The 13,779-nt window shown below is 64.4% G+C and carries 14 protein-coding genes; 5 read left to right on the plus strand and 9 right to left on the minus strand.

What is annotated here, in order from left to right; genetic code table 11:
* Nucleotides 1-225 precede the first annotated feature (225 nt).
* Complete coding sequence (locus J8I29_RS19410; RefSeq protein WP_105864989.1) at nucleotides 226-450, plus strand: DUF465 domain-containing protein; 225 nt, start codon at nucleotides 226-228, stop codon at nucleotides 448-450.
* Nucleotides 451-508: 58 nt separating this feature from the next.
* Here J8I29_RS19410 and gcvA read toward each other — a convergent pair whose 3' ends face one another.
* On the minus strand, nucleotides 509-1,429 hold the full coding sequence (gcvA, locus tag J8I29_RS19415; RefSeq protein ID WP_105864990.1) for a transcriptional regulator GcvA: 921 nt from the start codon (nucleotides 1,427-1,429) through the stop codon (nucleotides 509-511).
* Nucleotides 1,430-1,559: 130 nt separating this feature from the next.
* Between gcvA and J8I29_RS19420 the strand changes: the two genes are divergently transcribed.
* Nucleotides 1,560-1,850: a hypothetical protein gene (locus J8I29_RS19420; RefSeq protein WP_209432921.1), complete on the plus strand. Its 291-nt coding sequence runs from the start codon at nucleotides 1,560-1,562 to the stop codon at nucleotides 1,848-1,850.
* A 465-nt stretch (nucleotides 1,851-2,315) separates the two neighbouring features.
* On the opposite strand, the gene J8I29_RS19425 is transcribed toward J8I29_RS19420, so the two are convergent.
* On the minus strand, nucleotides 2,316-3,035 hold the full coding sequence (locus J8I29_RS19425; protein ID WP_105864992.1) for a cell cycle transcriptional regulator TrcR: 720 nt from the start codon (nucleotides 3,033-3,035) through the stop codon (nucleotides 2,316-2,318).
* A 461-nt stretch (nucleotides 3,036-3,496) separates the two neighbouring features.
* On the opposite strand from J8I29_RS19425, the gene J8I29_RS19430 reads away from it, so the two are divergent.
* The gene (locus J8I29_RS19430) at nucleotides 3,497-3,688 is read left to right on the plus strand and encodes a DUF1192 domain-containing protein (protein WP_105864993.1); all 192 of its coding nucleotides are present in this window, start codon (nucleotides 3,497-3,499) and stop codon (nucleotides 3,686-3,688) included.
* A gap of 24 nt (nucleotides 3,689-3,712) precedes the next feature.
* Here J8I29_RS19430 and J8I29_RS19435 read toward each other — a convergent pair whose 3' ends face one another.
* Nucleotides 3,713-4,309, minus strand: coding sequence for a TetR/AcrR family transcriptional regulator (locus J8I29_RS19435; protein WP_209432922.1), 597 nt, complete (start codon nucleotides 4,307-4,309; stop codon nucleotides 3,713-3,715).
* Between the two features lie 113 nt (nucleotides 4,310-4,422).
* Here J8I29_RS19435 and J8I29_RS19440 point away from each other — a divergent pair, with 113 nt between their 5' ends.
* On the plus strand, nucleotides 4,423-5,631 hold the full coding sequence (locus J8I29_RS19440) for an MFS transporter (protein ID WP_105864995.1): 1,209 nt from the start codon (nucleotides 4,423-4,425) through the stop codon (nucleotides 5,629-5,631).
* Nucleotides 5,632-6,209: 578 nt separating this feature from the next.
* Here J8I29_RS19440 and rpmE read toward each other — a convergent pair.
* Nucleotides 6,210-6,437, minus strand: coding sequence for a 50S ribosomal protein L31 (gene rpmE / locus J8I29_RS19445; protein ID WP_105864996.1), 228 nt, complete (start codon nucleotides 6,435-6,437; stop codon nucleotides 6,210-6,212).
* 147 nt (nucleotides 6,438-6,584) lie between these two features.
* Complete coding sequence (mgtE, locus tag J8I29_RS19450) at nucleotides 6,585-7,958, minus strand: magnesium transporter (protein ID WP_209432923.1); 1,374 nt, start codon at nucleotides 7,956-7,958, stop codon at nucleotides 6,585-6,587.
* Between the two features lie 358 nt (nucleotides 7,959-8,316).
* Between mgtE and J8I29_RS19455 the strand changes: the two genes are divergently transcribed.
* Nucleotides 8,317-10,095, plus strand: coding sequence for an ABC transporter transmembrane domain-containing protein (locus tag J8I29_RS19455; protein ID WP_348536086.1), 1,779 nt, complete (start codon nucleotides 8,317-8,319; stop codon nucleotides 10,093-10,095).
* A 10-nt stretch (nucleotides 10,096-10,105) separates the two neighbouring features.
* Here the strand turns inward: J8I29_RS19455 and J8I29_RS19460 are convergent, their stop codons facing one another.
* The 4 genes from J8I29_RS19460 to ftsH form a co-directional block, all read right to left on the minus strand.
* Complete coding sequence (locus J8I29_RS19460) at nucleotides 10,106-10,570, minus strand: DUF6644 family protein (RefSeq protein WP_209432924.1); 465 nt, start codon at nucleotides 10,568-10,570, stop codon at nucleotides 10,106-10,108.
* 15 nt (nucleotides 10,571-10,585) lie between these two features.
* Nucleotides 10,586-10,981 carry a DUF6152 family protein gene (locus J8I29_RS19465; protein ID WP_209432925.1) on the minus strand — a complete coding sequence of 132 codons (396 nt, stop codon included), beginning with the start codon at nucleotides 10,979-10,981 and terminating at the stop codon, nucleotides 10,586-10,588.
* Nucleotides 10,982-11,107: 126 nt separating this feature from the next.
* Nucleotides 11,108-11,524 carry a hypothetical protein gene (locus tag J8I29_RS19470; RefSeq protein WP_209432926.1) on the minus strand — a complete coding sequence of 139 codons (417 nt, stop codon included), beginning with the start codon at nucleotides 11,522-11,524 and terminating at the stop codon, nucleotides 11,108-11,110.
* A gap of 306 nt (nucleotides 11,525-11,830) precedes the next feature.
* Entirely contained in the window at nucleotides 11,831-13,756 is a 1,926-nt protein-coding gene (gene ftsH / locus J8I29_RS19475) for an ATP-dependent zinc metalloprotease FtsH (RefSeq protein ID WP_105865002.1), read from the minus strand.
* Nucleotides 13,757-13,779 lie beyond the last annotated feature (23 nt).

Genomic DNA, 13,779 nt, shown 5'->3' on the forward strand with positions numbered 1-13,779 from the left:
TAATGTGGTGTGGAGGGCATAAAAAGAATGCTGGATCAAAGGCCTAGGAAGGGCTTGTGAAAGTTGTCCGGCAAGCTCTGCCAAACGGGTGTAAATAGATGGCGATATCTTGCCGCAGCGCTTGCGGGCGGGGAATCGGCTCGGCATAGTTCGGCACCGTGCCCGAAGGGGCATAGGGCAGCAGGATGGTCGAAATACCGAAGCTGCCATTCGGAATGGAAGGGTATGGGCTTGTCAAATCCGCTCACCGAGGAGGAGGAAGCCGCGATGGTTGCGGAGCTGGGGCAGCTTCGCCAGGAACACCGCGATCTCGACGCCGCGATTGCCGCTCTGGAACAGGTGGGGTCCCCTGACCGTCTCCAGCTTCAACGCCTGAAGAAGCGCAAGCTCCATCTCAAGGACCGCATGTCCCTGCTGGAGGACCTGTTGACGCCGGACATCATCGCCTGACGCTTGGGAGCGGCGGACGCCGCGGCGCCAACAGTGGGGTTTGATGCGATCCGGGCGATCAAACCGCCTTGCCGCTGGCGATTTCGGCGAGCATCCAGTCTCGGAACGCCTTGATCATCGGCTTGTCCGCCTTGGCCCTCGGCGCCACCAGGTGATAGGCGAATTCAGGCGCGATCTTCAAGGAAAGGTCGAAGGGGCGTACCAGCCGGCCGGCGGCCAGATCGTCGCCCACCAGGCTGGTGTTGCCCAGCGCCACGCCCTGGCCATCCACGGCCGCCTGCAGGGTCATGATCGACTGGCTGAAATGCAGGCCGCGCGTGGGATCGGGTTTGTCCGCCTTGGCAGCCATCAGCCACATGCGCCAGTCCGGCCACATCGAATCCTGGCTGTGCCAGTCGAGATGGATCAGGGTGAAATACTGCAAATCGTTGGGTTCGCGCAGGGGAACGGGCCCGTGCAGGAGCTGAGGGCTGCAGATCGGAAAGACGTCCTCGACGAAGAGGCGATCCGAGCGCAGGCCGGCATAGGCGCCGCGGCCGAAGCGGATGGCGACGTCGATTTCCTGGCGATTGAAATCGGCAAGCGTGTCGGAAATGTCGATGCGCATGTCGATATCGGGGAATTGCTGCCGGAAACGCGGCAGGCGTGGCACCAGCCATTTGGCGGCGAAGGATGAACCGGAAGAAACGGTGAAACTCTTGCGCTGGGTGGTGTTGGCGGCCCGGCGCAGGGCCTCGTCGATGGTACGCAGAGCGCCGCTTGTGGATTCGAGCAGCTCTTCGCCGGCATGAGTGAGCTTCATGCTTCGGCTGGTGCGAAAGAACAGCCGGGTGCCGAGACGGTCTTCGAAAGCGCGGATCTGGCTGCTGACTGCGGCGGGGGTCACGTCGAGCTCGATCGCGGCCTTGGCGAAGCTCAGATGGCGGGCGGCGACGGCAAAGGTCCACAGCGCACCAAGGCCGGCTCCCGACTTGCTCATGCCCACCTCATGATCATCAAGTTTTTGTTGACGGTGAAGAAAGGTTCACCCGGTTGATAATCTAGCATAAAGCATTGAAAATAGGAAACATATCGCGAGAGCGCATTTACTTTTTGTTGAGGGTACGAGTATGTCGAGCGTCGAATTCCACGAAGATGAATGGGGCCGGCACTGGAGCTATTCCCCGGCCCTGCACGGGACGCAGGTGCGTCTGCATTATTCGATCGCCGCTGCCGTGGTCGGCGGCGCCATGTCCTTCGTCGAGACGATCTCCGCCGGCCTGACCCAGCTCAGAGGGCAGGATCAGGCGGCCGCGAAGGCGGGGCGCCCGCGCGACCTTTATGGCGATGACGACGTGCCGCCTGTCGGTTATGTCCGCTACGAGGGCGTGCGGGACGAGTTCGGGCGTCCGCTTCCCTGAGGAAAAGATCCGCAACTCAGCGGGATCACCGGGCGCGATCATCGATCGCGCCCTTTTGCGTGGCCGGGATCCCGCGCAGGAGAGCCTGGGTTAAGGTGCAGCCCTTTCAAGGTGTTTCGAACAAACCGGGAAAAGGTCGGGATAGGGTGGTGCAACCCCTCATCCGCCTGCCGGCACCTTCTCCCGCAAGGGGAGAAGGGGGCAGTTTTCGTGGCGCTGCGCTTGCCCGTTGCCCTCTCCCCTTGCGGGAGAAGGTGCCCCGAAGGGGCGGATGAGGGGTCTCGATGCCCTTTACCAGCCTTTTCCGGCGACCTGGTCCAAACACCTTGAAAGGGGAGGTGGGTTAAGGTGCAGCGCCTGGGATCGCGGACACTGCCGGCAGGCGCTTGCGCAAGAAAAAGGGCTCTTCCGCGCCGACGGAAGAGCCCTTTTCGCATGACGGGTATGGACTGACCACCGAGGCCGTCAGTCTTCCTTCTGCTTGATGCCCTTGAGCTTGGCGAACACGTTGGCGACGTCGAGTTCGTCCTCGTCTTCCGTCTGGCGCGGCTTGTTGCCGAGCGAAGCGAAGGGGTCGTCCGGCCTCTGGCCCCGGTCGGCCGCCGGTCCCGTGGTGATCTCGGCCGGCAGCAGCGTGGCACTCTCGGCCTCGGGCGGCCGGTCCTTGGAGGCGCGGGCGACTTCGAAGTCGAGGTCGATCTGGGTGCACAGCCCCAGCATGACCGGATCGGCCGGGGTCAGTTGCGCGGTGTTCCAGTGGGTGCGGTCACGGATGGCCGCGATCGTCGTCTTGGTGGTGCCCACCAGACGCATGATCTGGGCGTCCTTGAGTTCGGGATGGTTCTTGACCAGCCAGAGAATGGCGTTGGGGCGGTCCTGGCGCCGGGAGACCGGCGTGTAGCGCGGACCCTTCTTGACCTTGGCGACGGCGATCTTGACCTTCGGCTCGGCCAGCCGGAGGCGATGATGGGAATCGCGCTCGCCGCGGGCAATCTCCTCCCGGGTGAGCTGGTTGGAGATCACGGGATCCAGACCCTTGATGCCGGCCGCGACTTCGCCGTCGGCAATGCCCTTGACCTCCAATGGATGCAGTTTGCAGAACTCGGCGATCTGGTCGAAGGTGAGGGCGGTGTTCTCAACCAGCCAGACAGCAGTGGCCTTCGGCATCAGCGGGGCGGTCGACATTTGCATCTCCTCGGAAAGCATGGGCTCGCTGCCGCCTCGCCCCAGCCTCCTGGAACGAAGCCCGACGCGAGCTGATTGTCGGGATTCATACCCCATATAGTCGTGGTTGACCCGAAAGGAAAGTCTGTTGCGCCGCTTTCCTGCCGGGATTGTCGACAGAAACCCACTCTGGCTAGGGCTCGATGGCGAGGCGGAGCCGGAGTGGAAGCAGTCATCGTCGGGTGCTGCAGGCACTGCTCGCATTTGCCGCCGCCCGTACCAGGGCGGCGAGTGCTACCGAAAACTGTTTGCGAAAGACGGCGCGCGGGCCGGTCTTGCCGCGAATGTGAGCGAAGATTCCGGCTCTCGCTCATAACCGCTCACCGATGAGCTTTTCATAATCGGGGCGAATGGGGTTAGAGTGGCCACTGCAGCGGAGCTCGGGGAGCGGGGCTGGCTTGGATGGGAAGTGAGGAGGCGACATGGCGATTTTCGATGACGAGCCGCGAAAGGTAACGGTGGCACATCAGATCGGACAGGACCTCTCGACCCTGTCGCTGCACGAGCTTGACGAACGCATCGCGGCTTTGAGGCAGGAGATCGTGCGCCTGGAGGAAGCCAAGGCCAGCAAGGCTGCCTCGCTCTCGGCGGCGAGTGCCTTTTTCAAGACCTGACCCCCTCAAGGGCAACGCTGACGTTCAGGCTGGATGACGCCGAAGGCCGTTCAGCAACGCATGAAAGGCTCTCACTGCCTGCACGGATGCCGCCTTGGGATCGGCTGCATTGGCGATCCATTGCGAGGCATGCCAAGTGGCGCCATTGACCAGCCGGGCCGCGGCCTCCGGGTCGATATCGGCGAGCACACCCTCCCGCTTCAGCGCAGCCAAGGTCGCGCTCATCGAAGCGATGCAGCCATCCTGGCTCGGCCATTGTGAGGGATCGCCGAGGACGGCCGGGCCGTCGCGAAACAGGATGCGCTGGATTTCCGGCTCCAATGCCATCTCGATATAGGCCGAGCATTCGGCGACGAAACCCTGCCAGGGATCTTCGGCCTGGGCCGAGATCGCTGAAAGCCGCCTGGACATTTCGGCATCGAGTTCCGTGATGACCGCCGCGAACAGGCCCTTCTTGTCGCCGAAATGGTGATAGAGCGCGCCGCGCGTCAGGCCGGCCGCCGCCGTAAAATCGTCCATCGACGCTTGCGCATAACCGACAGTGCCGAAGGCCGCGCGCCCAGCGGCGAGCAGCTTGGCGCGTGTCTCGGCGATCATCTGGGCTCGCGGTTTACGGGCCATACCATTTCCTTCATATACGCTGCGTATATTATTTGACATACGGTGCGTATGCAACTATGACGAATACATACGTTGCGTATGTCAATGTATTCTCTTCCGCTTTGGAGTGCCCGATGTCCAATCCTTACAGCCAGATCTTTCGAGCGCCGGGGGCAAAGGCTTTCGCGGCTGCCGGCTTCCTGGCGCGCCTGCCGCTCGCGATGGTGACCATGGGTATCGTCGCCATGATCTCCCAGACCCATGGCGAATATTGGCTCGCCGGTGCCGTGTCGGCCACTTTCGCCCTCGGCAATGCCTTCATGTCCCCGCAGATTTCCCGCCTGGTCGACCGCCACGGCCAGAGCCGCGTCCTAATTCCTGCCACCAGCCTGTCGGTTGCTGCCTTTTCGGTTCTGCTGCTGGCCGCGCATTTCCACTGGCCGGCCTGGATCCTGTTTGCCGCGGCACTGTTCGCCACCACCATGCCCAGCATGCCGGCGATGGTCAGGGCCCGCTGGTCGGAGCTCTATCGCGACACCCCGCAGCTGCACACGGCCTTCGCCTTCGAATCGGTGGCTGACGAAGTCGTCTACATGGCCGGATCGATCCTTGCGGTCGGTCTGAGCGTGGCCTGGTTCCCAGAAGCCGGTCCCCTCGTCTCGACCGTGTTTCTCGCCGTCGGCACGGCGCTGTTCGTGACGCAGAAATCCACCGAACCGCCGGTCCGCTTCACCGAAAGCGGCGGCTCCTCGGCCATCCGCCTGCCGCCAGTGCAGATCCTGACCTTCGTCCTGGTCGCTATCGGCACGATCTTCGGAACGGCGGAAGTCACCGTGATCGCCTTCACCAGGCAGTTGGGGCAGGCCGGCGCGGCCAGCTTCGTGCTCGCCGGCTATGCCGCAGGCTCGCTCGTCGTTGGCCTGGTGTTCGGAGCCCTGAAGTTGAAGATGCCGCTCGAGCGGCAGTTCCTGATCGCCATCGCAGTCGCCGCTGCCACCACGGTGCCGCTGCTGTTCGTTTCCGGCGTGGCGATGCTGGCGCTGTTGCTGTTCTTGTCCGGTGTGTCGATCTCGCCGACGCTGATCACCGCCATGGGTCTGATCGAGCGGCATGTGCCGGCGGCAAAGCTCACGGAAGGAATCACCTGGGCGATGACCGGCATCGGCATCGGCATGGCGGTCGGCTCCTTCGTCTCGGGCTGGGTCATCGACCGTTTCGGCGCCGCCGACGGCTTCTGGATCTCGCTTGCAGCTGGTTTCGTCGCGCTGACGGTGGCGCTGCTGGGATCGTGCCGGCTGACGCCGGCATCGAAGGAGGACAGGCTTTGCGCGGCCGCTGCCTGACCTGGGCCGGGCGTTAACCGAACATCAAGAATTCTGCGATAGCCTCGACGCCATTCCAGCTCGCTGGATGTTCGAGTGGCTCCTGTTCACTCTGTTTGACGCCTCCCTGTTTCGACTTGGACAAGCCGCGATATCTTATCGCGGCTTCTTTTTGTCGTGGAGGACGGATCGTCAGCTTCCTGTGGAAGCGCGGCGTCTCGCGAAAGAGCAAAGCAGGTCTGCATCCTGCGGCGTCGCTGCAGCTTGCATATGATCACCCAGCCTCGGCCCCGCGGCCCGACCCTCCCCATCGAGTCGAGGGTAGAGAAAGGCAGCGAGCTTTCATGACGCGGTAGGCTGGAGAGCCTGACCGAAAAATCTGTAAAACGCGGCCGTTATCATTGTCGGGCTTCGTCCCGGCAATCCGGCGCCGCAATGTCAAGACAAGGGGCGGTATCTCGGACAAGCTCGCATCACAGAACCGAGCTTTTCCGGCTCTGTTTGCGATGATTGAGCCAGGCTTCTCAGGATCCCCAAAGCCCAAAACAAAAGCGGGCCCGAAGGCCCGCTTGCGTCGACATGGAAAAGGTTCGTTCCGATCAGCGCTTGAAGCTGATGCCAGCGAAGCGCTGGTTGAACTTCGACACGCGGCCGGCGCGGTCAAGAACCTGCTGCGAACCGCCGGTCCAGGCCGGATGGGTCTTGGGATCGATGTCGAGCTGAAGGGTGTCGCCTTCCTTGCCCCAGGTCGAATGGGTGTAGAACTCGGTGCCGTCGACGAAGACAACCTTGATCTTGTGGTAGTCGGGATGAATGTCGGCCTTCATGGGGTCAAATCCTGCTCTGTGCCGGAGCGCTACCCCGGTCGGACAAGTCAAATTCGAATGAGTGGGCGGCTCGATAGCGCAATTTCGGTCCGGATACAAGCACTGGCCCCGCATTTCTCACATGCGGGAATCGCCTTTCTGCGCCGGCTACAGCAACGTTCCCCTCAGAATGACCAGGGCGACGGTGAAGTAGATGACGAGGCCGGTCACATCGACCAGCGTGGCCACCAGGGGGGCGGAGGCGCTGGCGGGGTCGAAGCCGACCTTCTTGAGGATGAAAGGCAGCATGGAGCCGGTCAGCGAGCCGAATGTGACGATCGCCGTGAGCGCGCAGCCGATGGTCAGGGCCAGCAGCGCCCAATGCGGTCCATAGTCGTAGAATCCGGCCTTCTGCCAGACGACGATGCGCACGATGCCGATCAGGCCGAGAATGGCGCCGAGCACGACGCCGGTGGGCAGTTCGCGCAGGGCCACCCGCCACCAGTCCTTCAGCTTCACCTCGCTCAGCGCCAGCGCGCGGATGAGCAGGGAGGTCGCCTGCGAGCCGGAATTGCCGCCCGAGGACATAATGAGCGGGATGAACAGGGTGAGCACCACCGCCTTTTCGAGTTCACCCTCGAAAAATTGCATGGCGCTCGCCGTGAGCATCTCGCCGAGCAGCAGCACCGACAGCCAGCCCGCACGCTTCTTGATCATCGACCAGAAGCCGATCTGGTCATAGGGATCGTCGAGGGCTTCCATGCCGCCGAACTTCTGGGCGTCCTCGGTGCCTTCGGCCACGATGGCGTCGATGATGTCGTCGAAGGTGCAGATGCCGATGACATGCATGCTGTCGTCGACCACAGGTACGGCCAGAAGGTCGTATTTCGCGATCAGGCGAGCGACTTCCTCGCGGTCGGCAGTGGGGGCAACCGTGATCGGCTTGTCGAAGCGGGCGGCGGTCAGCACCGAGGATTTGGGATCGGCGGTGATCAGGCGGCGCAGCGCCACGGCCTTGAGGAGCTGGCGGGTCTTGGGATCGAGGACATAGACCGAGTAGATCGTCTCACGCGTGCGCTCGACGCGGCGGATGTGATCGAGCGTCTGCTCCACCGTCCAGGACGAGGGCACGGAGACGAATTCGGTGGTCATCAGCGCGCCGGCGGTGTCCTCCGGATAGGACAGCAGCCTGTCGAGCGAGGCGCGGGTCTCGGGATCGAGACGGTTGAGCAGATCGGTGCGCGGCGGATCGTCCATGTAGCGGAAGACATCCGCCACGCGGTCCGAGGACATGTCGGCCATCAGCTTGAGCGCCCGTTCGGCGGGCAGGGCTTCGATCAGCGCCGCCGGATCGTCCAGCCCTGGCTGGTCGAGCACTTCGATCGCCCGCTCGTCGGGCAGGTGCACCAGGACGTGGGCCTGCTCTTCGATCTCCTGCTCGTTGAGCAGTTCGACGATATCGGCTACGTGCTCGAGGCCGAGGCAAACCTCGAGGATGTCGCGGTCAGCGACCTCAACCGTTTTTTCAGCCAGGTCTTCCATGGCTCTTCCTTCCTTTCGGCCGTTGCCGGCCGGAAGGACGAGCCCGCGAGCGGTCAGTCCTTACAAGCCGTCAACGGCGCGAACATTCGACTGCTACTGTCGCTTGGCATGATCTCGTTGATCTCGTGGGGTCCGGCCAGGGACGATTCCTTTGGAATAAATCCAAAGGCCGGAACAATCGCGACTTGCGCCTCTCAGCCGTCGCAGTCAAGCGCTTTTTTGCACTGCGCGATAATATGGAGAGCGCGGCAAACTGAAGCGGTTTGGGCCGGTGAGATTGCAGCCGCGCCCACAGCGGGGCATTGTCCCGCGCGCTCGAAAGGAAGAATGCTACGTGGCCACGGAAACCGATCCGAAAATCCGAGAAAACACCGCGGAATCCGCCAGGAACAGCCGGTCTCTCCGCCCCTTGATGGCGCTGGCGCCCTATGCTCTGGCCTATCGCGGCCGCATCCTGATGGCTTTCGTGGCTCTGACGGTGGCAGCGGCGGCGACGCTGGTGGTCCCCGTCGCCATGCGCCGCATGATCGATTTCGGCTTCTCGGTGGGGCATGCCGCCGCCATCAATTCCTACTTCCTGGCCATGACCGGCGTGGTGCTGATTCTCGCTTTGGCGAGCGCCGCCCGTTACTATCTGGTGATGACCCTCGGCGAGCGCGTGGTCGCCGATGTCCGCACTGCCGTCTTTGCCCATCTCACCCAGCTCTCGCCCCTGTTCTTCGACACTGTCAAGACCGGTGAGGTGCTCTCGCGCCTGACTGCGGATACCACGCAGATCAAGGCGGCCTTCGGCTCTTCCGCCTCCGTCGCCCTGCGCAACCTCTTCCTGTTTGCCGGCGCCGTGGTGATGATGGTGTGGACCAGCCCCAAGCTTTCGGCGCTGGTGCTGATCGCCATTCCGTTGATCGTGCTGCCTCTGGTGGCCTTCGGCCGGTCCGTGCGCACGCGCTCGCGCAAGGCGCAGGACACGCTGGCCGACGCCTCCGCCTATGCCAGCGAGATCATCGGCGCGATGCGGGTGGTGCAGGCGTTCACGGCCGAACGGCTCGCCATCGGGCGTTTTTCGGGCGAGGTCGAGAACGCCTACCAGGCGGCGGCGATCTCCACTCGCTCGCGTGCGGTGCTGACGGCGATCGCGCTGTTCCTGGTCTTCGCTTCGGTGGTCGGCGTGCTCTGGCTCGGCGCCCATGACGTGGTCGCCGGCACCATGACGGCCGGCACCTTGTCGCAATTCGTGCTCTACGCGGTGTTCGGTGCCGGCGCCCTTTCGGAACTCGGCCAGGTCTGGGCGGAACTCGTGCAGGCGGCCGGCGCCGCCGAGCGCCTGGGCGAGCTTCTCGGCGAAAGGCCGGCGATCTCCGCGCCGGCCCGGCCGCTGGCCCTGCCCGAGCCGGCGCGCGGCGCCGTCGCCTTCGAGGGTGTGACCTTCGCCTATTCCGCCCAGCCGGACAAGCCGGTGCTGCACGATGTCGATCTCGCGGTGAAGGCGGGTGAGACGGTTGCCATCGTCGGACCGTCCGGCGCGGGCAAGAGCACGCTGTTCCAGCTCCTGCTGCGCTATTACGATCCCCAGTTCGGACGCGTGAGGCTGGATGGGGTCGCGCTGCCGCAGGCCGATCCCAAGCGCGTGCGCCAGCGCATTGCCGTGGTGGCGCAGGATCCGGTGGTCTTTGCGGCGACCGCCCGCGACAATATCCGTTTCGGCCGCCCCGACGCGAGCGATGCCGAGGTGGAGGAGGCGGCACGCCTGGCCGCGGCCGACAGCTTCATCCGGGCCATGCCGCAAGGCTACGACACCCCGATCGGCGAGCGTGGCGTGACGCTGTCGGGCGGCCAGCGCCAGCGTATCGCCATCGCCCGCGCCATCCTCAAGGATGCGCCCATTCTGCTGCTCGACGAGGCGACCTCTGCGCTCGATTCCGAAAGCGAGAAGGCGGTCCAGGCAGCTCTCGACGGCCTGATGACCGAACGCACCACCCTGGTGATCGCCCATCGCCTGGCGACGGTGCAGGCGGCCGACCGGATCATCGTGCTGGATGACGGACGCATCGTCGAAGAGGGCACGCACGAGGCCCTGGTGGCGCGGGGCGGCCTCTATGCCCGGCTGGCGCAGCTGCAGTTCAGGGACGCCGCCTGAGCCAGGCCGGCTACAGGAAACCGATCCAGCGCCCGGCCACCAGCACCGAGAGCCAGAGCAAGGCCGAGACGAGGGCCGATACCCTTACGCTCGCCGCCAATGGCCCACCGGCGAGAGCGGCGCGGAAGGCCGGGCGGCGGTGCTGGAGGCCGATATTGATCAGGGCCAGCGCGAGCAGAGCGAGCTTGGCCTGAAAGGCGGCATTGTCGGCATAGTGCGCCGGACGTACGCTGAACAGCCATAGGCCGCAGACGAGGGTAAGGCCGAGGCCGGTGGCGGCCGTGCGGGTCAGGAACGGCCCGATGACCGCGACCGGCACCTTGGGCCATAGTCCTGCAAGCCGCAGATCGAGCGGCAGGACCGCGCCGAGCAGCAAGCCGATACCGAGGATGTGCCCGGCATTGACGAAGATATAGGCCGCGGGCGTGTCGCGCAGAAGTACCGCTCCCGGCCAGGCTGCGAAAATCTCCAACATGGAAGGGCGCCGGATTCAGCGTGTCTGGATCCGATCGGGATACATGTCGTAATTCTTGCCGGCGATGGTGACGCGTACGGCCTTCATCCAGGCCTTGCTGCGATCCTTGGCGCGGTTGCCCAGCACCGTGACGGCATCGCCCGGCTTGGCAGTGTCGCCGGTAAAGCCGGCGCGTTGCGTCTGGCCGGGATTGGCGAGGTCGACCCGCCACAGCACGCCGTCTTCGGCGGCGACTTCCAGCGAAGGATGAGGCGGCGCCATCGAAACGGTCTTGATGGTGCCTTTCAATTCCATCTGCTCGCCTTCGGCCCATGACCAGCCGTGATGGGCGAAGGCCTTCGGCGCCAAACTGATGGCGGCGCCCGCCCCGGCGAGATAGAGAAAAACGCGCCGTTCGATCGCGATCGTCATCGATGCCCCCTCGTACCGACTTCGGCCGAGCGAGACTGGCCGGCGAATGAGGCGGAAATCATGCGGGGACGATCAAAAGCCCGTGTCCGGCCCCGAGGCGGGACGGGCGGCCCGACACCACGCCTCCTATCGTCCCGCGGTGTTGACGACACGGCAGATATGCGAGCGCAGAGCGTCCTCGGTGGCTATCTGGCCGGCCTGTACGTGGAATTGCAGATCGACTCGGGTGCTGTTGCCGGTCTTGCGGGCCGTGACGCGGACGGTCTGGCGACGGCCATTATTGGCGCCATCCTGGTCGGCGATCAGCACGCCGGCTCGCTTGTCGACGCTGACGACATCGATGCCCTCGGCGGACAGGGCGCGGCCGACATTGTCGAGGGCCCTGGCGGGAGCGACCTTGGGAAACACAGCCCAAGTCGAGTAGGTCAGGCCAGTGAGCAGCGGCACGCCGGAGGTCCTCAGATTCTGCGCGCAGCTCTGGGCTGCGGCGGGCGAAGCGGCGAGGAGAGCGAGCGCAGCGGCGCCGGCGAAATATCTCAGCATGGGACTGTCTCTGTCGGCCGCCAGAGCGGCTGGGCTGGAGGGGCGCCGCCACGCCTGCGGAGGCGCCGCGACGATTGCTGCATAGTTCACCCTCCGCAAGCTGAACAGGGGCGATTCAAGCTGAGAAGAGGCAGTGTTTCGCAGGTAACAATTAAAATGGAGTCCGGCCGGTTCCTTCCGCGATTTTCGCAACCACGCCTATCCACGAGGGCGCTACGCACCGCCTCTTACCGGGTAGTCCCTCACGACATGAAAAAGGCCGGTCGCGGGGACCGGCCTTGATTGTCTCTGATGGGAAGCCGCCTGTCAGGCGGAGGGCGCCGGCTCCATGCCGCCTTCGGGCTGCGGCGGCGGGCGGCGCGGCTTGCCGGCGGAGATGGCCGAACCGCGTGTCGTCTGCGGCTCCTCCAGCGGATCGCGGGACGGCGGCTTGCCATTGAGGAGGTCCCGGATCTCGTCGCCGGTCAGCGTCTCATATTCGAGCAGCGCCTGGGCCAGGGCCTCAAGGTCGTCCCGCTTTTCTGTGAGAATACGCTTGGCATCGTCCCAGCCCTGGTTGATCAGGCGGCGCACTTCGGCGTCGATCTTCTGGGAGGTCGCCTCCGATACGCTCTGCGTACGGCCCATGGACATGCCGAGGAAAACCTCGTCCTGGTTCTCGCCATACATCACGGTGCCGAGCTCGTCCGAATAGCCGTAGCGGGTGACCATGGCCTTTGCCATGCGCGTGGCCTGCTCGATGTCGCCGGCAGCGCCGGAGGTGATGTTCTCCTTGCCGAAGATCATCTCCTCGGCCACGCGGCCGCCCATCGCGACGGCGAGCTGGGAGGTGAACTCGATATATTTCATCGAGTAGCGATCGCCCTCGGGCAGGAACTTCACCATGCCGAGCGCGCGGCCGCGCGGAATGATCGTGGCCTTGTGCACCGGAATGCCCTTGGGCACGTTGAGGCCGACGATGGCATGGCCCGCCTCGTGATAGGCGGTGAGGCGCTTTTCCTCTTCAGACATCGCCATGGTCTTGCGCTCGGCACCCATCAGGATCTTGTCCTTGGCGTCCTCGAACTCGAGGTGGGTGACCATACGCTTGTTGCGGCGTGCTGCGAGCAGGGCCGCTTCGTTGACCAGGTTCATCAGGTCGGCGCCCGAGAAGCCGGGCGTACCGCGGGCAATGATCTTGAGGTCGACGTCGGGGGCGAGCGGAACCTTGCGCACATGCACGCGCAGGATCTTCTCGCGGCCGGAGAGGTCGGGGTTCGACACCACGATCTGGCGGTCGAAGCGGCCGGGACGCAGCAAGGCAGGGTCGAGCACGTCGGGGCGGTTGGTCGCCGCGATGATGATGATGCCCTCATTGGTCTCGAAGCCGTCCATCTCGACCAGCAGCTGGTTGAGGGTCTGCTCGCGTTCGTCATTGCCGCCACCGAGGCCGGCGCCGCGATGGCGGCCGACCGCGTCGATTTCGTCGATGAAGATGATGCAGGGCGCGTTCTTCTTGGCCTGCTCGAACATGTCGCGCACGCGGCTGGCGCCGACGCCCACGAACATTTCGACGAAGTCGGAACCGGAAATGGTGAAGAAGGGCACATTGGCTTCGCCGGCGACGGCGCGCGCCGTCAGGGTCTTGCCGGTGCCGGGCGGACCGACCAGCAGCACGCCGCGCGGAATACGGCCGCCCAGGCGCTGGAACTTCTGCGGATCGCGCAGGAATTCCACGATCTCCTGCAGATCTTCCTTGGCCTCGTCGATGCCGGCGACGTCATCGAAGGTGACGCGGCCATGAGCCTCGGTCAGCAGCTTGGCCTTGGACTTGCCGAAGCCCATCGCCTTGCCGCCGGCGCCCTGCATCTGCCGGGACAGGAAGATCCAGACGCCGATCAGCGCCAGGATCGGCAGGGCTTGCAGCAACAGCTGCAACAGCCATGGCGTTTCGGCGGGCGGGGCGGCGCTGACCTGCACGTTGAGATCGTTCAGCGTCTTGGCCAGGCCCGGGTCGTTGGGCAATTGCGCGCTGAACTTCTCACCATTCGAGTAGGTGCCGGTCAGCTCGTTGCCGGTAATGGTGACATCCTTGACCTTGCCGTCCTTGGCCGACTTCACCAGTTCCGAGTAGGAAATGGCACTGTTGGCGGAAGCGCTCTGGCTGCCCGTCTGCCGGAACAGGGTGAAGAGCGCCAGCAGCAGCAGCACGACTATCACCCAAAGCGCAAAATTTCGGAAGTTCGCGTTCATCTCTCGCCTTTCGCGGCGGACGG

The organism is Labrys sp. LIt4, assembly GCF_017813775.1.
In the GTDB taxonomy this organism is placed as follows: Bacteria; Pseudomonadota; Alphaproteobacteria; order Rhizobiales; family Labraceae; genus Labrys; species Labrys okinawensis_A.